Raw genomic sequence first — 21,334 nt, 5'->3', positions numbered from 1 at the left:
ATACATTAAAAATAATATGTATGACAACGGAATTAATTTTATCTTAATTGTTGTTTTTAAGTTTTTTTTTAATATTTTTGAACACAGCTATTGTTAATCAAAGCTTAATTATTATATTGCAACGAAATTTATTACCTACTTATAATGATGAAAATAAATAGAATGACAACTATTCGTTTGATGGCAGTTATGGCTGCATCGATAGGCTTGACCAGCTGTAGTAACAATTCCGGTTCAGCGGTATCCACTGCTACCGGTTGGCAAATCAATGGAAGTAAAAGTGGTTTTCAGTACAACACGGCTTATGACGCTTCTCAAACACCTATAGGTATGGTGGAGATTGAAGGCGGAACATTTACAATGGGTCGGGTTCAGGACGACGTAATGGGAGAATGGAACAATATGCCTACGCAGCAGTTTGTTCAATCTTTCTATATGGACGAAACAGAGGTAACCAATTTAATGTACAACGAGTACCTTTATTGGTTGAAAGCTGTTTACCCTCCTTCCGAGCCGCAGTTCAAAAACATTTATTCCGCAGCTCTTCCGGACACATTGGTTTGGATGAACCGTTTAGGTTATGGCGAAACAATGAAAAACAACTACCTGAGACACCCTGCTTATGCAGATTATCCAGTAGTAGGAGTTTCATGGGTTCAGGCCAACGATTTCTCTAAATGGAGAACAGATCGTGTGAATGAATTGAACCTTGAAAGAGCTGGCTACCTTAAAAAAGGGGCAAGAGTAAATGATGCTTATGGTTCTGACAGTTTCTCTACCGACGCTTACATAAATGCACCAAGCAAAGTACATGGCGGGAATGATTCTATCGTTTTCAGAGGGCGTAAAAATAAAGCAAAAGACGGCGACAGAAATGTTTACGCTACACAAAACTTCGGACTGTTCACAGCTGAATACCGACTACCGACAGAGGCTGAGTGGGAATATGCTGCTAATCCAATCAAAGAAGACAGAGAATACAACAATGTAAAAGGACGGAAAAAATATCCTTGGGGTTCTGATAACACAAGATACTCTTCACGAAGAACCAAAGGAGACCATTTGGCTAACTACAAACAAAATCGCGGAGATTATGGTGGTGTTGCCGGGTGGAGAACTGACGATGGAGCCGTTACTACTGCTGTTAAATCATTCCCTGCTAATGATTGGGGATTGTATGACATGGCAGGTAACGTAGCTGAATGGGTTGCTGACGTTTACAGACCAGCTATTGATTCTGACATCAACGATATCAATTACTTCAGAGGAAATGTTTACACAAAAAGAGTTCTTGATGAAGATGGAACTATTCAAATTGTAGATACTACTATCGAATACGACACTTTACCAAACGGAAAACTTCGTCCTAAAGCATTACCGGGACAAGTAGCCACAACCAATGTTTCTGAACAAGATTATTTCCTAAGAAGAAACTTTAATGAGGCTAACAGTACCGATTACAAAGACGGGGATTCTGAAAGAACATTATACAACGCTCCGACAGACGAGTTTACTTATGATGAAAACGGAAACTTTATCCCGAATTATGATAACTCAAGAGGAAAAACCTCATTGGTTACTAACCAATCAAGAGTAATCAAAGGTGGTTCCTGGAAAGACAGAGCATACTGGTTAGACCCTGCAACAAGAAGATTCATGGAAGAATATCAAGCCAGTGACTTCGTAGGATTCAGAAATGCCATGAGCAAATTAGGTTCTACTAAAGACCAAAAGAAAAAACCAAGAGGATAAAAACTCAAATTAATACAGACAAAAGCCCTATCTTATAGGGCTTTTTCTTATTTTTACACCTAGAAATGAGCCATAACCATTATAGCGAATTACATCTGACCGCTTAAAATCAAATAAAAACAAACAGATGAAACTAACCGAGTTACACAAAATATTCAGAGAATCAACAGGTGTTACTACCGATAGTCGTAACATCAAAGAAAACAATATCTTTTTTGCTTTGAAGGGGGATAATTTTGACGGAAATGAATATGCCCAAGAAGTCATTGCAAATGGTGCTAAACTTGTTGTTATTGACAATGAAAAATTTTTTACTGACAAAGACAAAATGCTGTTGGTAGAAGATTCGTTGCAAACATTGCAGGATTTGGCAAAACTACATCGGGAATATATAGGATTACCAATTATTGCCCTGACCGGAAGCAACGGAAAAACAACTACCAAAGAACTGATTCACGTTGTTCTGCAACAAAAATACAATACGCAAGCCACGATTGGAAATCTCAACAACCATATTGGCGTACCGCTGACACTACTTGCTCTTGAAGAAGATACCGACATCGGAATTGTGGAAATGGGTGCTAATCACCAGAAAGAAATCGAACTGCTTTGCTCGATTGCTCAACCTGATTTTGGCTACATAACCAATTTCGGGCGGGCTCATCTGGAAGGTTTTGGCGGATTTGAAGGGGTTATCAAAGGCAAAAGTGAATTGTATGACTATCTTCTGGATAATCAAAAAATGGCTTTCATTAATCAAGATGATGAGTTACAGGTTAAAAAATCTTCTGGTATCAGACAATTCGGATTTTCAGCCAAAAGGGAAAACGAAAACACCGATGTATATTTCAATCATATCGAGGCTCAGCCTATGGCAGCCGTTTCAGTCGGGGATATACAAATCAATTCGCAACTCACAGGTGTGTATAACGCAGTAAATATATGTGCAGCCACTTGTATTGGTACATTTTTCGGCATTAATCTAGATGATATCAAACAAGCCATTGAGAATTACACCCCGACAAACAATCGCTCTCAATGGGTCGATAACGGTTCCAATAAAATCCTTTTAGACGCTTACAATGCCAATCCGAGTAGTATGAAAGCTGCTTTGACCAACTTTTTTCAACTGCAATATACCGATAAATTATTAATTTTGGGTGATATGTTTGAGCTCGGAAATGAAAGCGGTATTGAGCATCAGAGAATTGTCGATTTGGTTACAGAAAATAATACCCCGGCTTATTTTATAGGAAAAGAATTTTATAAACTATGCAATAATGACAATGAAAAAATAAAGTTTTTCGCCGATTTCGAGGACTTAAAAAACTATTTACACGACCATAAAATCGCTAATCAAACCATACTTATCAAAGGTTCGAGAGGAATGCAATTGGAACGAGCTCTTGAATTATTAACATAAAAAATTGCCGATGAAACTTCAACGCCATATTCTGATTACACTTATTTGTTTGATTTACCCTGCATTCGGACTGTTTTCACAGGAAAATAGTGAACCCGGAAAGGACAGTTTATGGAATGATGTGCAAGCCAAAATCGGTTTATTGGAAAGACAACGAGTCCAGGATTCTTTAAAAATTGACATTCTCAGTCAGGAGCTGCAGCATTTAATTATGCTCAGAGGGGATTTTGACAACACTGAAAACGACCAGTCCAAAGTTAATCAGGATTCTGTGCTGAATAAGCAAAAGCTGGATTATATTGAAAAAATCCGGTCGAAAACAGAAGGTGCCCCGGTAGTTTTAGAGAACGATACTTTATTCAGAATTTTTGCCTCATTAGGGCCATATACACCAATTGACAGGGCAAAATCTGCCAATTTAAAAATAAAATCTCTTTATGAAAAAACATTTTTTACTTCGGATTCTCTGAAAATTGAAACCAGTTTTAACACCACAACCATATCCTACGAAGGCGATATTATTCAGGCAATTACCGACATAGACGCACTATGGGCAGGCACGACTATTGAAAATTTGGCAGATGAACATCGGAAAGTAATCAACGATTCGGTTCTGGAATTAAGAAACAAAAATAGTCTGAAAAACAAGGCTATCCGCTTGACAGAATTACTTTTTATTTTTGTTTGCGTTGGTATATTATTATACCTGACTAAACGCTTTTTTAGGTTTATCATTAAAAAAGTAAACAAAAGTGTTACTATTCTTAATCAAGGTATCAAGGTTCGGAATTATGAAATAATCAACAGAAAACAAATACGTAGATCGGTTATTAAAACTTTAAAGCTGATTAAATTTGTATTTTATTTCATTATTTTATTTTTCAGTATTCCGATTGCATTGAGAATATTTCCTGCAACGGAAATCTGGGCAACAGAGCTACAAAAAGTTATTTTGGACCCGCTACAGTCCGCATTTGATTCTTTAGTCGATTATATGCCCAGTCTCATCAAAATTATTATTATAATTGTTGTAGCCAGATTGATTTTAAGGTGGTTGCGGTTTTTATCTATCGAAATAGAAAGAGAATCCTTAACCATTAAAGGTTTCCATCAGGAGTGGGCAAAACCTACTTATGCTATTATCCGGTTTCTGTTTATATTCTTAGTATTAATTCTGATATTTCCTCATTTACCTGGCTCCGGAACAGCGGCTTTTCAAGGTATTTCCGTATTTCTTGGGGTGCTGTTATCACTGGGTTCTTCGTCGGCAATTTCAAATGCGATTGCAGGTATTTTACTGACCTATATGCAACCTTTCAAACCAAACGACTGGATAAAAACCGGAAATATTATTGGACTGGTTATCAAAAAAGATAGCATTGTAACCCGGTTAAAAACCATTAATAATGAAGATGTAACCATTCCTAATTCGACCATACTCACCAATCCGACGATTAATTTTTCTTCTATCGGCAAAACAGACGGTCTGGCTTTGACTGCCATTGTGAAAATACAATATGGCTATGACGAACGGACGGTTTCCAACTTGTTGATTTCTGCCGCATTAAAAACTTCGGGGGTAACAAAACGGATATCTCCTTATGTTTTTCAATTAGAACTCAATGAATACAATGCTTCGTATGAAATCAACGCCATTACTTTTGAGCCGGAAAATATGTTTTTTATCAAATCGGATTTAGTGAAGAATATCCATAACACATTTCTGAAAGAAGGAATACCTTTACAATCCGTACAACCTGTTAAGGTGGAAGTGAAGAAATAGTTTATTCAGATTGTTTCATAATCTCTTCCTGTACTTTTTTACTCAACTGACTAAAAATCAATTCATAAGAATGATTAATAAGTTTTTTGATTTCACTCAAAGGCAAATCCTGATGGGCAAAAACCGTATTCCAATGTTTTTTATTCATGTGATAACCCGGCTGCACCGCCGCGTATTCTTCTCTCAGCTCCAATGCACGCTCAGGGTCACATTTCAGATTAACAGACGGATTACCATTTTCCCAACCGGAAAGTCCTGTGAGCAAAAACATTTTTCCACCAACCTTAAAAACCAATGTATCTTTATCAAAAGGAAAACTTTCTGTCACTCCTCGATAAGCGGTACATATATCATATAAATCCGTGATAGTCATTGTTTTCCAATTTTACCTAAATGTGTATCTTTAAAACCTGTATTGTATTTTAATCCGTACCCCAACATTCGGTCAAAAGCAATATGACAAAACAGCGTCAAGCCTGCAAAACTTAGCCAGCTATTATCTACAAGAATTCCTGTCAGATACAAAATCACCGCCAAAAAACGATAATGAAAAATATTATATAGCACTGCTCCTATCCGATTGCCTCCTAAATATCCCAGCATAGAAACATCTGGCAGAAAAAAGCAAATAGCAAACCATTTCCACGAATGATTTCCCATATCTATCAAGAATATACCTAATAAAAGCAGGGCTAATTCTTCTGTTTTTACAATTTTGTTCATGTTAATTTATATAAAACCGGCTTGCTCGGTGCAGCATCATTTTCAAAAGAAGCAATTTGTAGATTCAGCAAATATTCGCCGTCTTCCACATCGTCAGGTACATACACAAACTCTGTAATTGTTGAATAAAAACGAGCGTCTTCATTGACATGATGCACGTCCTTAACATTCCAGAACGATTTGTGAGCCAATAACTTACCTTCATCTTTTTCTTTATCTACACTTGGCAAATCTATCAAAAGATGTTCAAAACCCATATTTCGCAGCAATGTAGCTGCCTCCTCCGTCAAATAAGGCGGATTGGTATGAGAATAATTTCTACATTTTTTTTCTGCATCATTGGGCAAAGTCCTGATAACGATAGCCTCCGCCCGATTTTTTTTAATTTTCTCCTTGAGCAATCCGGCAGTTATGACTCCATCTTCTTTGATTTTATCAGGTTTTATGCTAATCAATAAACAAGAGAAAAAATATTTTTTCAACGACTGATTAACCGAAAAAAAATCTTCAGTAATATGCCCAAGACACTCAGTGTGTGTGCCGTGGGCATGTGGGTTGAAAAATATATTATTAAAATTCGTCGAAGATTTTCCGGAAGCAACACTCCCGACAAAATCGTCCATTTTGACAGGCTCTATCCGGGGTTGGTCGATATACCACGCAATCGGATTATCTCTCTTTCCACTCAACGGGATAGAAATGTCAATCGGATCGGATAATTTGTCGAGAATTGTTTGCATATTCCTATTGCTTTTTGACGAATTTAGTCAGAATAACGATAGACTGTCCTTCGATTTTCCCTTCGATTTGCTCGGGATTATCCGGCACCAGACGAATGTTTCTTACCGCAGTACCGATTTTTGCATTCAGGCTCGACCCTTTTACATCAAGATCTTTGATTAACGTTACCGTATCACCACCAACCAAGATATTCCCATTACAATCCTGATGCAAACGATTATCGGCATCTTCCATGTGGTCGCCGGTTTCTTTCGCCCAATCTGTATATTCATCTTCCAGATAAAACATTTCCAGTAAATCAGCTGCCCAGGATTCATTTTTGAATCGGTTAAGCATTCTCCAACTCACTACTTTCACTGCCGGAATTTCGCTCCACATACTGCCTGAAAGCACCTGCCAGTGATTGGCATCTAATTGTTCTTTTTTCTCAATTTGGTTAATACATTTTTCACAGCAGTAGATTTCTTTTTCTACATTTCCGCCTCTGGACGAAACGCTGTAAACACTCAAGTTATCTGTATTTTCACAGATTTCACAAGCATTATTGCTTCTGGCTTTTAATTGATTTTCGTTCATAATTCATAAATAAATATCCAACGAAAGTATATATATTTTGTTAATATAGCAATATATCCCGACTTTAAATTACCGGAAAAAAGAAAACAACCACAAAAAACGTATCTTTGCACCGATATATAAACAACATGAGATTACACCGAAATTTAGTTTTGGCTATTCTGGATTCGCTTCACAGTATTTTTAATGAAGACGAATATGCCGATAAAATCATTGCCAAAACCCTAAAAAGAGACAAAAGATGGGGCAGTAAAGACCGAAGTTTTATTGCTGAAACCACTTACGATATTGTTCGCTGGAACAGATTATATGCTGAAATTGCAGAGGTAAAACAGCCTTATAAAAGAGAAGATTTATGGCGAATGTTTGCCGTTTGGGCAACATTACGCGGAATACAACTACCTGATTGGAAGCAATTTGACGGCACACCAACCCGACGAATCAAAGGTCGTTTTGATGAATTGTCTAGAGAACGAAAATTCAGAGAATCTATTCCGGACTGGATAGATGAATTGGGCGAAAAAGAGCTAGGCAATGACTTATGGACCAAAGAGTTGGAAGCACAAAATAAACCTGCGGAAGTCATTTTGCGAGTAAACAGGTTGAAAATCACTCCAAAAGATTTACAGAAACAACTCAAAGCCTTAAGTATCGACACATTTACCGATAAAAATTATCCGGACGCATTGATTTTGACCCAGCGTGTCAATGTTTTTATGACTCCGTTGTTCAAAGAAGGTTTGTTTGAAGTGCAGGACGCTTCCTCTCAACTGGTGGCTCCATTCCTTGATGTTCAGCCCGGAATGCGAGTTGTTGATGCTTGTGCCGGTGCCGGTGGAAAAACTTTGCACATGGCGGCACTCATGGAAAACAAAGGACAAATTATCGCTTTGGATTTGTATGAAAGCAAACAGCGACAGCTCAAACAAAGAGCTAAACGAAACGGTGCTCATAACATCGAATACCGCATTATTGAGAACAATAAAGTAATTAAAAAATTACATGAAAAAGCCGACCGGGTTCTGATTGACGCTCCATGTTCGGGATTGGGTGTACTGAAACGAAATCCGGATACAAAGTGGAAACTTAAACCGGAATTTGTGGATCACATCAAACAAACTCAACAGGAAATTCTGCAAAGTTACTCGAAGATGGTCAAAGCAGGCGGTAAGTTGGTTTATGCAACTTGTTCCATATTACCTTCTGAAAATCAGGAACAAATTAAAAAATTCCTGGCATCAGAATCTGGAAAAGATTTTAACTTTGTGAAAGACAAAAAGGTATTGGCACACCAATCCGGATTTGACGGTTTTTATATGGCATTATTAGAACGAAAATAAACATATTATGAAAAATTTCTATTTTTTACTCTGTTTTTTATTTAGCGGATTATTATTGGCTCAACCTCAATCCTATTATGATGAGATTGATTTTTCCCTGAACGGAACAGACCTAAAATTAGCTTTGGCTGATTTGATTACGGAAACTCACGTCAATCAATTATCCTACAATCAGGTTTGGAATGCTTTAAAAGAAACGGACAAAAATCCCGAAAACAGCAGTCAGGTAATTTTAGTTTACGGCTGGGAAAATACCACAAGCGGGCAACATTCCCGAACAAGAGGTAAAGACAATAACGGAGGAAATAATGGAGAATGGAACAGAGAACATGTGTATGCCAAATCTTTAGGCAGTCCTAATCTCGGGCAATCTGGTCCCGGGGCAGATGCACACCACCTTCGTGCATCAGACGTACAATGGAACAATGCTCGAGGAAGTAAAAAATTTGCTGCTGGCAGCGGAAATTCCGGCAATGTGGGAGCTTACTGGTATCCTGGTGACGAATGGAAAGGCGATGTAGCTCGTATGATGATGTATATGTACGTTCGCTACGGCACACGATGTTTACCTGCGAATGTTGGTGTTGGTTCTTCAGAAAATACTCCTGATGGTATGATTGATTTATTCCTGCAATGGAATGCTGAGGACCCGGTATCTGAAATAGAAGTTCAACGCAATAATTATTTAGGAAATGCCAGTAATTCTTACGGACAAGGCAACAGAAATCCGTTTATTGACAATCCGTATCTGGCAACAAAAATATGGGGAGGTCCTGATGCGGAAGACATTTGGGGAACGTTATCCGACACAAAACATCTATCTATTCCGTTTAACATTTATCCGAATCCAAACAAGTCAAATGTTATCTATATCGAATCGGAGGAAGATATTACTTCTATCGAAATTATGGACATCAACGGTAGGATTTTATCACAGGAAAATAATCCGGTAATATCAGACAATGCTATTGAAATTCATCATTCTTTACAACCCGGAATTTATTTTGTAAAAATAGCCAACGAAAAAGCAGAAAGCACAAAGAAACTGCTTGTGCTTTAATTTTGCACGAACTGAAAAATCAAAATCAGCCACACTTTTCTTTCGATTAATGTGGCTGATTTTTTAAATATCCATCAATAATTATACTTATTCTTCCATCTGTTTTTCAAAAAATCTCGGGTTATTTTTTCCCTTTGATTATCTCCTGGTTCATACAGATTCGTATTGGCAATTTCGTCCGGTAAAAATTCCTGCTCAACAAAATTTCCTGTATAATCATGAGCATATTTATAGTCATCTCCATATCCCAGTTCTTTCATCAACTTTGTCGGAGCATTTCGCAAATGTAAAGGAACAGATAGATTCCCGGTTTGCTTTACAACCTGCTGTGCTTTGCCGATAGCTTCGTAGCTGGCATTACTCTTGGGCGATGTTGCCAGATAAATAGCACACTGGCTCAACAGAATTCTACTCTCTGGGTAACCGATAACCGAAACTGCCTGGAAAATATTATTTGCCATAATCAAAGCAGTCGGGTTTGCCAGTCCGATATCTTCCGAGGCAGAAATCAACATTCTGCGGGCAATAAATTTCAAATCTTCGCCACCTTCAATCATTCGGGCTAACCAATAAACCGCACCGTTCGGGTCGCTGCCTCTGATGGATTTGATAAATGCCGAGACAATATCATAATGCTGTTCACCGGTTTTGTCGTACAACACTGTTTGATTCTGTACCACCTGCATCACATTTTTGTCTGTAATTTGAATAACAGAATTGGTGTCAGATTCTATAACCAGCTCAAGTGTGTTGAGCAACTTGCGTCCGTCGCCACCGGAAAATCGCAACAAAACTGAAGTTTCCAGTAATTCAATATTTTTTTCTTTCAGAAAAACATCGGTTTCAATGGCTCGCTTCAATAGATTTTCTAAATCTTCTTTGGTAAAATGATATAGTGTGTAAACCTGGCAACGCGACAACAAAGCCGGAATAACCTCAAAACTCGGGTTTTCGGTAGTAGCACCAATCAACGTAACCCAACCTTTTTCGACAGCTGCCAACAGCGAATCTTGTTGAGATTTACTAAACCGATGAATCTCATCAATAAACAATATCGGATTTCTTGTTGTGAAAATACCACCGCTATTTTTGGCTTTGTCAATCACTTCACGAACATCTTTCACACCTGAATTAATTGCACTTAGCACAAAAAAAGGTCGCTGGCTTTCTTCAGCAATTATCTGAGCCAGAGTAGTTTTTCCGGTTCCGGGTGGTCCCCAGAAAATCATCGACGGAATCACACCTTTTTTTATAGATTGTGTTAGTATCCCGGATTTTCCGACCAAATGATTTTGACCAATATATTCCTCCAAACTTCGGGGGCGGACTCTTTCTGCTAACGGTGCTTTCATTCTACAAAAATACAATTAATTTGATAGATAAAATCGAAATAAATGGAGTGATTATTTCATAACCACAGCGTGGTAACGGACTTCAAACTGCTATTTTGTCATACCAAACAAATTGGATATGTTTTTGATACACTTCTGTTATGAATACGGATAAACTAAAATATCATTCAGGGGTGTTTTTTGCACCTTTTATTTTCATACTAACCATGTGGATAGTTGCTTATGCCAACTGGAAACTGGGCTGGGATTATGAAGAATACGGGATTTTTCCACGTGAAATATCCGGATTAAAAGGCATACTTTTTTCTCCTTTTATTCATGGCGACATCAGTCATATTACGAATAATTCTCTTGCACTTATCGTGTTACTGACGATGGTTGCATTTTTTTACAGAAAAAACTATCTGACTGTCATCATTTTAGGTTGGTTGTTATCCGGATTTCTTACCTGGCTTATTGGCAGACCGAGTTTTCATATCGGGGCAAGCGGACTGGTTTATGTACTGACTTCCTATCTGTTTTTTTCCGGGCTCAAAACAAAATATTACCGGCTTATGGCAGCTTCTCTCGTTGTGGTTATGCTTTACGGGAGTTCGGTTTGGTATATGTTTCCGAATGTTAAAGACGGTATTTCCTGGGAAGGACATTTGTCGGGATTTATTATTGGTGTGATTTTAGCTTATTTGCTTCCTCAGTCTGAATATGAACCTACTTATAAATATGATTGGCAACGACCAGACTATAATCCGTCTGAAGATTCATTTATGCAACTTTTCGATGAAGAAGGTAATTTCAGTCCGCCTCCACCTCCTGAAGAAACGGTAATTAAACAAGATGAAAATGGCTATTTTTATGGCTCATCGACACAATCGGTAAACGTTCAATATACTTTAACAGAAAAATCAAAACCTGATTCTTCTCAATAAATCAGGTCTTTTTTCGTATTAAATTAATATTCATCAACACCACCGCAAACAAAATAACCGTTATACCCAGCCATTGTATCGCTGTAACTGTTTCGCTGAGCAACACAAACGCAAAAGTAACAGAAACCGGCAATTCTAATGAAGATACAATACTGCCCAACCCTACTCCCGTCAGCGGAAAACCTTTGTTTAATAAAATTGGCGGTAACACTGTTCCGAATAAAGAAAGTATGATTCCCCAGGTATAAAAAATACTGGAATCTATCGGTTTAGAAGTAACAAAATCCTGCATAAACTGCGGCGAAAATCCCAGATAATACGGCAATATTTGTGTGCATAAAGCAAATATCAATACAATAATTCCTCCTCCAAAAAGCATATACAAACTACGGATTGTCGGCGGAAAACCTGTTGCCACACTGTTTGTACTATATAACGTCAGGCTGAAAGAAATGGCTGCCAGCATACCAAATACAACACCCAACACGTTGAGCCCGGTATCAAAATTCCACATTTGCGTGGCCAAAACCGTTCCAAACAACACCAAAACAACCGCTACAACTTTAATCAAAGCAGGAAATTTTCGGGTTTGTAACATTTCAATCACTATGCCTATCCAAACAGATTGCATGAGAAAAACGACCGCAACAGATGCGTTTAAATACCTGACACAAAGATAATAAAATACACTCGTGCAACCCATCGTTGTGCCTGCAAGCATCAATTTTTTGATTTGACTTTGACTCGGTTTATCTTTTTTTCTGATTTTTGCTGTAAGTAACCATAAAACGATAATGCCGAAAAAAAACTGGGCAAGTGTTACCTCGGCAGTTGTAAAACCTTGGCTGTAAGCAATTTTAACAATCGTTGCCAACATTCCGTAACTTGACGCTCCGAGTGCTACATATAATACGCCTTTGAGTGTAGAATTCAATTTATAGCTCCTTAAATGATTGACTGATTTTTATGAACATATCCTGATAGTCGTCTTTTTTCGTTCCGTATGTCCAGCTGAGAATTTGGTAGTAATGCGTATCACCGTCCACGATGGTGTATAAATAATGTAAATCTTCACCATCAATCGTCGCTTCAATCGTGTATTGACGTGCATTTTGTCCGTTGATTTCCAATGAAGTAGTTTCTGAATATTGAATTTTACCGTTTTTGCCCACCACAGCTTCCTGAGCAACCTGCAAATAAGCAGTTATGCCGTCTATGGTATTCGGGAATTCGTCCTGAAGATTAGCGGAATACAATATTTGCTGAAAATCTTCTTTACTGTCGTCAATAACCATCAGGCAAAAATCGTTGTCAGAATTGGCATATTGCAGTGACGCAACCGGACTCAAATGGGCTACTTCTTTAGTAAATTGAGGTACTTGAATTTCGTACTGACCGTTGACTTTTACGGTATTCATATCGTGTTTTTTACAAGCAGTGAAAAAACAAACCAATAAAAACAATCCTATATAACGCATATTTATTTTTTGCCAAAGATACTACAAACGATTTGATTTGTTGAATACAAAAAAACTCACTTAGACAATTTAGATTTGCTATCTTCTGAAAAAAACCGGATATAAATCCACGTTAGCGTAAAAGTAGGGATAATATCAAGTCCGGGCACAGCTTCTTCGACAAATCCGATAACCGCTGCTACTTTTCCGACATTCCCTTTATAAAATTTCGATAGCAAATATGCCGAAACCGGTGCCCATAGCACATCAAAAAATTCGCCTAATCCGGGTAAAATATAAGTTGCCATACCGACCAAATCCAGTAAAATCCCCCATAACAACAAGTTATAACCGGGCTTCCGTTCAGACGAACTCATTTTATTTTTTGATTTTATTCGTAAACAATCCTTCAAACTTTTCTACTTTCGGTTTGATAACCGCCTGGCAATAAGATTTTTCAGGGTTATTTTCAAAATATTCCCGATGATAATCTTCTGCTTTCCAAAAAGTAGAGGCTTCAGTAATACGGGTTACAATGGGGTTCACAAAAAACTGTCCTTTTTGTAAACCTTCCAGTACTTCCTCTGCTACTTGTTTTTGTTTTTCATTGGTATAGAAAATTTCACTTCGATATTGCGTTCCGATATCATTTCCCTGACGGTTCAAAGATGTTGGGTCGTGCGTCGTAAAAAAAACTGCAAAAAGTTCCCGAAGTGATATTTCATTCGGGTTAAACTCAACCTTCAATGCTTCGGCATGATTGGTTGTTCCTGTACACACCTGCTCATAGGTCGGGTTATCTAAATTTCCGCCGATATAGCCCGGTGTAACTGACTTCACGCCTTCGAGCCGGCTAAAAATTGCTTCGGTACACCAAAAACAGCCACTCGCCAAAATAATACTTTCTGTTTGCATGTTTAATTTGTTGGTATTGCGGAAATATTCATTTTTTTGGTCAATGCCGACAATTCGTCCAGACTGAAGTTTCCTTTTATCAGCATTACTGTGTTTTTGGACGATTGTTTTGACACCATCAACAACTCGTTGATATTGGTTCTTGTGGCTGATTGATTCACGTAATAAGTTGCATTCAAACCACCTTCCGACACTTTCATCAATTCGACTAACTTATTGTTTGTCACATATTTTTGTGCCGCAGACTGCAACTGACCGGAAACCGACGAATCAGTGGTTTCATACGATTTCAGCAAATCTAATTTTTTAATCAGCTGATTGTAGGCTTGCGTTTCTTTGTCGCCCGGGTCTGATTTTACATTTGCCATCATCTGGAACATTTTTTTGTTCACAGAAATTAATTCAACCTTAGCGTTTTTCTCAAAATCTGCAAATTCAGCCTGAGCAAAAAGTGCATTGGCAGAAAATGCCAGTAACAACACGAATATTTTTGTTATTTGTTTCATCTTTATTCTTTTACTTTTTAATATTTTTTGACGGAATATTTTCCAATTCCCCAATACGTTGTACAGATTCCATGCCAGAATTGATATGTGCGGAACTCGTCATCAGCAACTTCTTTACTTTTTCTTCCTGACCTGTTGAGATATTTTCATCTTGCGTAGGATAATATATCCATACGGTAACAATTACCGCCACCAACAAAACCAATGAAACTATCCAGGAATTTACTTTTTTGTTCATCTTCCTTTTTGAATTTAAGTATAAAGATAAAAAATAGCCGGGAAATATCCCGACTATTTTTATGAAAAAGATGTTCGATACATAAATTCAAAGAAAATTTTGAAAGAACAAATTGTGTTTGTTTTACTTCTTTATTCTTTAATCAATTTAACTACATATCCTCTACCAGTATTTTCGGGCAGATTAAATTCCAATAAATAATTTCCGGCAGGTAAATCACTTATGTTTAATTGTATGTTTTCACTCCAATTTTCGGAATAGGACTTTATTTTTTTGCCTGTAATATCGTATAGATTGAAAAGTACATGTTGATATTCCGATGCGGGCAGTTCGATATTTATGACAGATTGTACAGGGTTGGGGTAGATTTTTATATCTATTGCTTTAAAAACACTTGTTGATGCAGAAGCATCGTTATAATAAGCTTTATCTCCCGATTCATTGGTAAATACAAGCTCTATATTATTGCCTTCGCCGTTAACTTCATAGTTAAACTGCAATGGGTTTATATACCAATCTCTGTCATCTTCTCTGTTTGACCAAAAATAATAATTCAAATGGTCAAAATCATTATTTTCTTCCAAATCACAATCTTGCGGAAAAGCTAATGTTGCAAGTCCTCCAACTAACAATATTTGTTCTTGTTCGTTTAATTCAGCCAAGTCCATTTGATACCCATAACAAAAACCTGTCCAACACATATCATCTGATTCATAATAAAAATTGGATGTTTTTGAATTCGCCTCTTCATTAATTGGACGCAGATATTCTTGATTTTCAATTTCTAATTTTGTCAGATACCAGTTTTTATCTTTGATATCCGCCTGCGTTTGGGCATACGAACCTACACTTAACACCAATCCGATTATTAAGATTATTGTTTTCATAATTATTGTTTTACGCAATGTACAAAAAAAACAGCGTTAACAAAAATTAACGCTGTCTTAATTATCTAAAGCTATATTTATAAACTATCAATAATCCCATTCAAAGTCTGAGAAGGTCGCATCGCTGCATAAGTTTTCTCAGCATTCGGGTGGTAATAACCACCGATGTCCTGAGCTTTACCTTGAACACTAATCAATTCTTTATTAATAACCGTTTCGTTGGATTTCATTGCATCATATACTTTCTTAAACTTTTCTGCCAATTCGGCATCATCAGTTTGCTTAGCCAACGCCTCTGCCCAGTACATGCTCAAATAAAAATGAGAACCTCTGTTATCAATCGACCCTAATTGACGTGCCGGCGATTTATCTTCTTCCAAAAACTTCGCATTGGCTTCGTCCAAAGCATCTGCCAGCACTTGTGCTTTCGGGTTTTGTTGTGTTTGAGCCAAATGCTCGAAAGACGCCTGCAATGCCATAAATTCGCCCAAAGAATCCCAACGCAAATAACCTTCTTTCAGGAATTGCTCGATGTGTTTCGGTGCAGAACCTCCTGCCCCGGTTTCAAACAAGCCTCCTCCGTTCATCAACGGTACTATCGACAACATTTTTGCCGATGTTCCTACTTCCAAAATAGGGAATAAATCGGTCAGGTAATCTCTCAACACATTTCCGGTAACAGAAATGGTATCTTCTCCTTTCCGAATTCTTTCTACGGTAAATTTAGTTGCTTCAATCGGTGATAAAATACGAATATCCAATCCGTTAGTATCGTAGTCTTTCAGATACAACTCCACTTTTTTAATCAGTTCTCGGTCGTGAGCTCTGTTGGAATCTAACCAGAATACTGCCGGCATACCGGACAATCTCGCACGGGTTACTGCCAGTTTTACCCAATCTTTGATTGGCTCGTCTTTGGTTTGACACATTCTGAAAATATCTCCTTGCTCCACATTTTGCTCAAAAAATACTTTTCCGTTTGCATCAACCGCACGGATTGTTCCGTCGGCATCTGCCTGGAAAGTTTTGTCATGCGAGCCATATTCTTCTGCTTTTTGAGCCATCAATCCTACATTCGGCACCGTTCCCATTGTTGCCGGGTCATAGGCTCCGTTGGCTTTACAATCGTCAATAACAGCCTCATAAACACCGGAATAACATCTGTCCGGAATAATTGCTATGGTATCTTGCTGATTGCCGTCTTTGTTCCACATTTGCCCGGAAGTACGAATCATAGCAGGCATTGATGCGTCAACAATTACATCCGAAGGAACGTGCAAATTGGTAATTCCTTGGTCTGAATTTACCATAGCGACAGCCGGTCCGGCTTGTATTGCCTGGTCAATCGCCAATTTGATTTCAGCTTCCTGTGCGTGACCTTTGATTTTGGCATATAATTCTCCTAAACCGTTATTAGGATTGAAATTCAGTTCTTTTAATGTTGTTGCGTATTTTTCAAACACATCTTTGAAATATACTTCCACGATAGCACCGAAAATAATCGGGTCAGAAACCTTCATCATGGTTGCTTTGAGGTGGGCAGAAAACAATACACCAGTTTCGTTTGCCTCTTTTTTTACTTCCGCAACAAAAGATTTTAATTTGTTCAAACTCATTACCGATGAGTCGATAACTTCGCCTGTCAATAGTGGCGACAAAGATTTTAATTCTTTTACCGAGCCGTCATTGCCTGCAAACTCAATTTTAAACTGTGTGGCTCCGGGTACAGTAACAGATTTTTCTGAACCGTAAAAATCGCCGTCCCGCATGGTGGCTACTTTCGTTTTTGAATCGGCAGACCATGCTCCCATTCTGTGTGGGTGTTTTTTAGCATAATTTTTTACTGCTTTCGGTGCTCTTCGGTCAGAGTTTCCTTCACGCAACACAGGGTTTACGGCAGATCCCAACACTTTAGCGTAACGAGCTTTGATGTCTTTTTCCTGGTCATTATTCACTTCCGATGGGTAATCCGGTACGGCATATCCTTGTGACTGCAACTCTTCGATTGCCTCGTTAAGCTGAGGAATTGACGCTGAAATATTTGGTAATTTGATGATATTGGTATCAGCATATTTAGTCATTTCTCCCAATTCTGCCAATGCATCTTCTACTTTTTGTTCCGGTTTTAAAAACTCGGGAAATGTTGATAAAATTCTTCCTGTCAGAGAGATATCTTTTAATTCGATATCGATACCGGCAGTTGATGCATAAGCTTCTACAATAGGCAAAAAAGAATGTGTTGCCAACATCGGAGCTTCGTCCGTAAACGTGTAAATAATTTTAGATTTAGACATATTCAATTATATTATTATCCATAAAAGTTTGACAAATATAAGAAATTTACAAAGTATTCCACTATTGTTTTATTAACAAAAAAAGGCTGCCGATAACGACAACCTTTGATATAACTATCTTTGCGATAAATTAGCTTTGACTTTGAACAACTTCACCTTTTATTTTGATGACAGTTCTTCCGTTTGTTACATTTACTGCATTAGATTCCACAGTAATGGCTTTGTTGATTTTTCCTGGTCTCATGTTGTACTTCACTTGAATTTCCCCGTTTTCTCCAGGCATAACTGGTTCTTCAGGTTTTTTAGGTACAGTACACCCACAAGAAGAATTTACTTTGGTAATAACCAACGGCTCGTCTCCCGTGTTTTTGAATACGAAAGTACGAATCCCGTCATCTTCTCCTTTTGTAACCACGCCATAGTCAATAGTGTTGTTTTCTGCTTGAAATTCAATTTTCGCACCTGACTGGGCAAATGAAATTGCTGTTACAAAAAACAAAGCGATTACTCCTAAAAACTTTTTCATTTTTTTAATTTAGTATTAAATTAGTAATTCAGTTTACATCGGCTAATTTAGCCTTTTTATTGTTTAGATTTTGTTAAAAATATCTTTTTTTACTCTAAACAATTTTTATGCCAAAACTTTATTGTTTGTAAAAAATTAATTTTTATTAGCTTTGTAGCTTAACTAAGATTAAAATAAAAGTCTATGATAATTCCGGCTCAGTTTGATGCTCAAAACGCAGAGAAAAAATGGTACGATTACTGGTTAAAAAATAATTATTTTCGTTCAACTCCGGACGAGCGTAAATCATATACCATTGTGATTCCCCCGCCAAATGTAACGGGTGTTTTACACATGGGACACATGCTGAATAATACCATTCAGGACGTGTTAATCAGAAAGGCGAGATTAAACGGTTTCAACGCTTGCTGGGTACCCGGAACCGACCATGCTTCCATCGCCACAGAGGCCAAAGTTGTAGCTAAACTAAAAGCCGAAGGCATAGATAAATCGACCCTGACCCGTGAAGTTTTCCTTAAACATGCGTGGGAATGGACAGACAAATATGGCGGAACTATCCTTGAGCAATTAAAAAAACTGGGAGCTTCCTGCGATTGGGAACGCACCAAATTCACAATGGACGACGACCTTTCTGAATCGGTTATCCAATGCTTTGTCGATTTATATAATAAAGGTTTGATTTACCGCGGATACAGAATGGTAAATTGGGACCCTGAGGCAAAAACCACGCTTTCTGATGAAGAAGTAATTTATGAAGAAAGACAAGGCAAGCTGTATCACATTAATTATCAGATAGAAAACAGCGACGATTATATCACAATCGCGACAACCCGTCCGGAAACGATTTTGGGCGACACCGCAATATGTATCAATCCGAATGATGAAAGATATCAACACCTGAAAGGCAAACAAGCAATTGTACCGATTGCCAATCGTGTGATTCCGATTATTTTTGACGAATATGTGGACATGGAATTCGGTACCGGGTGTTTGAAAGTTACTCCGGCTCACGACATCAACGATTATGCTTTGGGAGAAAGACATCAGCTGGAAATTATTGATATTTTTAATGCCGATGCAACGCTCAACAAAAACGGTTTGCATTATCAAGGCAAAGACCGCTTTGTGGTTCGTGACGAAATTACAGAAGAACTGAACAAAATCAATGCTTTAGCCAAAACAGAAGTCCACCTGAACAAAGTAGGCACATCAGAAAGAACCAAAGCAGTTATCGAGCCTCGCTTATCTGACCAATGGTTTTTGAAAATGGAAGATTTGGTTAAACCGGCATTGAATGCGGTACTCAAAGATAAAGCGATTCAACTGCACCCAAACCGGTTTGAAAACACCTACAAACATTGGTTAGAAAATATCAAAGACTGGAATATTTCCCGTCAGTTGTGGTGGGGACACCGGATTCCGGCATATTATTACGGTACCGGCAAAGAAGATTTTGTGGTAGCAGAAAATATCGAAAAAGCAGTTGAGCTGGCACGGCAAAAAACCGGTAATTCTGCACTATCAATCTCTGATTTAAAACAAGAAGAAGATGCGTTGGACACTTGGTTTTCGTCATGGTTATGGCCGATGTCTGTATTTGACGGAATCCGAAATCCTGATAATGAAGAATTCAACTACTACTACCCTACGCAGGATTTGGTAACAGGACCGGATATCATCTTTTTCTGGGTGGCACGTATGGTTATGGCAGGTTATGAATATACCGGCAAACAACCGTTTTCCAATGTGTATTTTACCGGAATCGTTCGTGACAAGCAAAGACGTAAAATGTCAAAATCACTGGGTAATTCACCCGACCCGATAGACCTCATCAAACAGTTCGGTGCAGATGGAGTACGTTGTGGTTTATTACTATCAGCATCTGCCGGAAATGATATTCTGTTTGATGAAGAAATGTGTCAGCAAGGAAAAGCGTTTGGCAACAAAATCTGGAACGCTTTCCGGTTAATCAAAGGTTGGGACATCGACGAAAATATCGAACAGCCACAAAGTGCCAAAATCGCTATCGAATGGTATGAGGCTAAGTTCCAAAGTGTATTGACCGAAATTGAAGACCATTTCGAGAAATATCGCATTTCTGATGCTTTGATGACAACTTATAAGCTCATTTGGGACGATTTCTGTTCTTGGTTTCTCGAAATGATTAAACCCGGATATCAGCAACCTGTTGATGCCAAAACTTATGCAACGGCAATCAAATTTCTGGAAGATAATTTAAAATTATTACATCCGTTTATGCCGTTTATCACGGAAGAAATCTGGCAATTAATCAGCGAGAGAAATACCAGCGAAGCTCTTATTATTTCGCAATGGCCGGAAAAGAAAAACTTCGATAATGCTATTATCAACGAATTTGACTGGGCATCAGATGTCATCGCCGGAATCAGAACTATCCGGAAAGAAAAAAATATTTCCTTCAAAGAAACCATAGAATTGAAAGTGCTGAACAAAGCACAGGTTACAGACCGTTTTGACGTACTTATTCAAAAAATGGGTAATATCGATAGCTTGGAATATGTAGATGATTCGGTGAATGGAGCGTTATCTTTCCGGGTTAATGCCAATGAATATTTCGTTCCGGTTGCAGGCAGCGTTAATGTGGAGGAAGAAATCGAAAAACTGGAAGAAGAACTAAAATATCTGCAAGGATTTTTACGTTCGGTACAAGGAAAATTATCCAACGAAAAATTCGTCAGCGGAGCACCTGAACAAGTCGTTGCCAACGAAAGAAAAAAAGAATCTGATACTTTGTCTAAAATAGCTACTATTGAAGAAAGTATCGCTAATTTAAAATAATCGATTTACGACAAAAAC

General features: G+C 37.9%; 21 protein-coding genes. 7 read left to right on the top strand and 14 right to left on the bottom strand.

Translation table 11 applies throughout. The features are described from left to right. The first annotated feature begins 147 nt into the window (after positions 1-147). The 3 genes from gldJ (at position 148) to CDL10_RS10825 (ending at position 4,958) form a co-directional block, all read left to right on the top strand. Positions 148-1,752, top strand: a complete 1,605-nt coding sequence (gene gldJ / locus CDL10_RS10835; RefSeq protein ID WP_100678543.1) for a gliding motility lipoprotein GldJ — start codon at positions 148-150, stop codon at positions 1,750-1,752. Between the two features lie 127 nt (positions 1,753-1,879). Next, positions 1,880-3,175, top strand: a complete 1,296-nt coding sequence (locus CDL10_RS10830; RefSeq protein WP_100678542.1) for a UDP-N-acetylmuramoyl-tripeptide--D-alanyl-D-alanine ligase — start codon at positions 1,880-1,882, stop codon at positions 3,173-3,175. Between the two features lie 10 nt (positions 3,176-3,185). Next, positions 3,186-4,958, top strand: a complete 1,773-nt coding sequence (locus CDL10_RS10825; protein ID WP_100678541.1) for a mechanosensitive ion channel family protein — start codon at positions 3,186-3,188, stop codon at positions 4,956-4,958. 1 nt (position 4,959) lies between these two features. Here CDL10_RS10825 and CDL10_RS10820 read toward each other — a convergent pair whose 3' ends face one another. Genes CDL10_RS10820 through CDL10_RS10805 form a run of 4 tightly spaced genes read right to left on the bottom strand, consistent with a single transcriptional unit; the run spans position 4,960 to position 7,001 of the window. Then, entirely contained in the window at positions 4,960-5,331 is a 372-nt protein-coding gene (locus tag CDL10_RS10820) for an MmcQ/YjbR family DNA-binding protein (RefSeq protein WP_100678540.1), read from the bottom strand. After that, the gene (locus tag CDL10_RS10815) at positions 5,328-5,681 is read right to left on the bottom strand and encodes a DUF4260 domain-containing protein (protein WP_100678539.1); all 354 of its coding nucleotides are present in this window, start codon (positions 5,679-5,681) and stop codon (positions 5,328-5,330) included. Before CDL10_RS10815 ends, CDL10_RS10820 begins: the two co-directional genes overlap by 4 nt. Next, the gene (locus CDL10_RS10810; protein ID WP_100678538.1) at positions 5,678-6,421 is read right to left on the bottom strand and encodes a cyclase family protein; all 744 of its coding nucleotides are present in this window, start codon (positions 6,419-6,421) and stop codon (positions 5,678-5,680) included. The genes CDL10_RS10815 and CDL10_RS10810 overlap by 4 nt, the downstream gene beginning before the upstream one ends. A 4-nt stretch (positions 6,422-6,425) precedes the next feature. Then, positions 6,426-7,001: a PhnA domain-containing protein gene (locus tag CDL10_RS10805; protein ID WP_100678537.1), complete on the bottom strand. Its 576-nt coding sequence runs from the start codon at positions 6,999-7,001 to the stop codon at positions 6,426-6,428. 125 nt (positions 7,002-7,126) lie between these two features. Here CDL10_RS10805 and CDL10_RS10800 point away from each other — a divergent pair, with 125 nt between their 5' ends. Both CDL10_RS10800 and CDL10_RS10795 read left to right on the top strand, forming a co-directional pair. Further along, positions 7,127-8,338, top strand: a complete 1,212-nt coding sequence (locus CDL10_RS10800) for an RsmB/NOP family class I SAM-dependent RNA methyltransferase (RefSeq protein WP_100678536.1) — start codon at positions 7,127-7,129, stop codon at positions 8,336-8,338. Between the two features lie 7 nt (positions 8,339-8,345). Beyond that, positions 8,346-9,398: an endonuclease gene (locus tag CDL10_RS10795; protein ID WP_100678535.1), complete on the top strand. Its 1,053-nt coding sequence runs from the start codon at positions 8,346-8,348 to the stop codon at positions 9,396-9,398. A 74-nt stretch (positions 9,399-9,472) separates the two neighbouring features. Here CDL10_RS10795 and CDL10_RS10790 read toward each other — a convergent pair whose 3' ends face one another. Next, the gene (locus CDL10_RS10790; RefSeq protein WP_100678534.1) at positions 9,473-10,750 is read right to left on the bottom strand and encodes a replication-associated recombination protein A; all 1,278 of its coding nucleotides are present in this window, start codon (positions 10,748-10,750) and stop codon (positions 9,473-9,475) included. Positions 10,751-10,890: 140 nt separating this feature from the next. Between CDL10_RS10790 and CDL10_RS10785 the strand changes: the two genes are divergently transcribed. Beyond that, the gene (locus CDL10_RS10785; RefSeq protein WP_100678533.1) at positions 10,891-11,676 is read left to right on the top strand and encodes a rhomboid family intramembrane serine protease; all 786 of its coding nucleotides are present in this window, start codon (positions 10,891-10,893) and stop codon (positions 11,674-11,676) included. A 1-nt stretch (position 11,677) separates the two neighbouring features. Here the strand turns inward: CDL10_RS10785 and CDL10_RS10780 are convergent, their stop codons facing one another. The 9 genes from CDL10_RS10780 to CDL10_RS10740 all read right to left on the bottom strand — a co-directional run bounded on the left by CDL10_RS10780 (position 11,678) and on the right by CDL10_RS10740 (position 18,499). After that, complete coding sequence (locus CDL10_RS10780) at positions 11,678-12,610, bottom strand: EamA family transporter (RefSeq protein ID WP_262483259.1); 933 nt, start codon at positions 12,608-12,610, stop codon at positions 11,678-11,680. A 1-nt stretch (position 12,611) separates the two neighbouring features. After that, the gene (locus CDL10_RS10775) at positions 12,612-13,094 is read right to left on the bottom strand and encodes a hypothetical protein (protein WP_133119489.1); all 483 of its coding nucleotides are present in this window, start codon (positions 13,092-13,094) and stop codon (positions 12,612-12,614) included. Positions 13,095-13,210: 116 nt separating this feature from the next. Further along, positions 13,211-13,510 (bottom strand): hypothetical protein, encoded by a 300-nt coding sequence (locus tag CDL10_RS10770; protein WP_100678531.1) that lies wholly within the window; start codon positions 13,508-13,510, stop codon positions 13,211-13,213. Between the two features lies 1 nt (position 13,511). After that, entirely contained in the window at positions 13,512-14,048 is a 537-nt protein-coding gene (gene msrA / locus CDL10_RS10765; RefSeq protein ID WP_100678530.1) for a peptide-methionine (S)-S-oxide reductase MsrA, read from the bottom strand. Between the two features lie 2 nt (positions 14,049-14,050). After that, on the bottom strand, positions 14,051-14,554 hold the full coding sequence (locus CDL10_RS10760; protein ID WP_100678529.1) for a DUF4252 domain-containing protein: 504 nt from the start codon (positions 14,552-14,554) through the stop codon (positions 14,051-14,053). 10 nt (positions 14,555-14,564) lie between these two features. Continuing rightward, positions 14,565-14,792 (bottom strand): hypothetical protein, encoded by a 228-nt coding sequence (locus CDL10_RS10755; RefSeq protein ID WP_100678528.1) that lies wholly within the window; start codon positions 14,790-14,792, stop codon positions 14,565-14,567. A 131-nt stretch (positions 14,793-14,923) separates the two neighbouring features. Further along, positions 14,924-15,679, bottom strand: a complete 756-nt coding sequence (locus tag CDL10_RS10750) for a T9SS type A sorting domain-containing protein (RefSeq protein ID WP_100678527.1) — start codon at positions 15,677-15,679, stop codon at positions 14,924-14,926. Positions 15,680-15,756: 77 nt separating this feature from the next. Further along, positions 15,757-17,973 carry an NADP-dependent isocitrate dehydrogenase gene (locus CDL10_RS10745; RefSeq protein ID WP_100678526.1) on the bottom strand — a complete coding sequence of 739 codons (2,217 nt, stop codon included), beginning with the start codon at positions 17,971-17,973 and terminating at the stop codon, positions 15,757-15,759. A gap of 130 nt (positions 17,974-18,103) precedes the next feature. Then, positions 18,104-18,499 (bottom strand): DUF1573 domain-containing protein, encoded by a 396-nt coding sequence (locus tag CDL10_RS10740; RefSeq protein ID WP_100678525.1) that lies wholly within the window; start codon positions 18,497-18,499, stop codon positions 18,104-18,106. A gap of 183 nt (positions 18,500-18,682) precedes the next feature. Here CDL10_RS10740 and CDL10_RS10735 point away from each other — a divergent pair, with 183 nt between their 5' ends. Next, positions 18,683-21,316, top strand: coding sequence for a valine--tRNA ligase (locus CDL10_RS10735; protein WP_100678524.1), 2,634 nt, complete (start codon positions 18,683-18,685; stop codon positions 21,314-21,316). Positions 21,317-21,334 lie beyond the last annotated feature (18 nt).

The organism is Avrilella dinanensis (assembly GCF_002807015.1).
GTDB classification, from domain to species: Bacteria; Bacteroidota; Bacteroidia; order Flavobacteriales; family Flavobacteriaceae; genus Flavobacterium; species Flavobacterium dinanensis.
This window is presented reverse-complemented; position numbering and strand designations above follow the sequence as displayed.

Excerpts from the sequence above, each read along its gene's own strand:
- gldJ (WP_100678543.1), top strand. The coding sequence starts at position 148 with ATGAAAATAAATAGAATGACAACTATTCGTTTGATGGCAGTTATGGCT.
- CDL10_RS10830 (WP_100678542.1), top strand. The coding sequence starts at position 1,880 with ATGAAACTAACCGAGTTACACAAAATATTCAGAGAATCAACAGGTGTT.
- CDL10_RS10825 (WP_100678541.1), top strand. The coding sequence starts at position 3,186 with ATGAAACTTCAACGCCATATTCTGATTACACTTATTTGTTTGATTTAC.
- CDL10_RS10820 (WP_100678540.1), bottom strand. The coding sequence starts at position 5,331 with ATGACTATCACGGATTTATATGATATATGTACCGCTTATCGAGGAGTG.
- CDL10_RS10815 (WP_100678539.1), bottom strand. The coding sequence starts at position 5,681 with ATGAACAAAATTGTAAAAACAGAAGAATTAGCCCTGCTTTTATTAGGT.
- CDL10_RS10810 (WP_100678538.1), bottom strand. The coding sequence starts at position 6,421 with ATGCAAACAATTCTCGACAAATTATCCGATCCGATTGACATTTCTATC.
- CDL10_RS10800 (WP_100678536.1), top strand. The coding sequence starts at position 7,127 with ATGAGATTACACCGAAATTTAGTTTTGGCTATTCTGGATTCGCTTCAC.
- CDL10_RS10795 (WP_100678535.1), top strand. The coding sequence starts at position 8,346 with ATGAAAAATTTCTATTTTTTACTCTGTTTTTTATTTAGCGGATTATTA.
- CDL10_RS10790 (WP_100678534.1), bottom strand. The coding sequence starts at position 10,750 with ATGAAAGCACCGTTAGCAGAAAGAGTCCGCCCCCGAAGTTTGGAGGAA.
- CDL10_RS10785 (WP_100678533.1), top strand. The coding sequence starts at position 10,891 with ATGAATACGGATAAACTAAAATATCATTCAGGGGTGTTTTTTGCACCT.
- CDL10_RS10775 (WP_133119489.1), bottom strand. The coding sequence starts at position 13,094 with ATGAATACCGTAAAAGTCAACGGTCAGTACGAAATTCAAGTACCTCAA.
- CDL10_RS10770 (WP_100678531.1), bottom strand. The coding sequence starts at position 13,510 with ATGAGTTCGTCTGAACGGAAGCCCGGTTATAACTTGTTGTTATGGGGG.
- msrA (WP_100678530.1), bottom strand. The coding sequence starts at position 14,048 with ATGCAAACAGAAAGTATTATTTTGGCGAGTGGCTGTTTTTGGTGTACC.
- CDL10_RS10760 (WP_100678529.1), bottom strand. The coding sequence starts at position 14,554 with ATGAAACAAATAACAAAAATATTCGTGTTGTTACTGGCATTTTCTGCC.
- CDL10_RS10755 (WP_100678528.1), bottom strand. The coding sequence starts at position 14,792 with ATGAACAAAAAAGTAAATTCCTGGATAGTTTCATTGGTTTTGTTGGTG.
- CDL10_RS10750 (WP_100678527.1), bottom strand. The coding sequence starts at position 15,679 with ATGAAAACAATAATCTTAATAATCGGATTGGTGTTAAGTGTAGGTTCG.
- CDL10_RS10745 (WP_100678526.1), bottom strand. The coding sequence starts at position 17,973 with ATGTCTAAATCTAAAATTATTTACACGTTTACGGACGAAGCTCCGATG.
- CDL10_RS10740 (WP_100678525.1), bottom strand. The coding sequence starts at position 18,499 with ATGAAAAAGTTTTTAGGAGTAATCGCTTTGTTTTTTGTAACAGCAATT.
- CDL10_RS10735 (WP_100678524.1), top strand. The coding sequence starts at position 18,683 with ATGATAATTCCGGCTCAGTTTGATGCTCAAAACGCAGAGAAAAAATGG.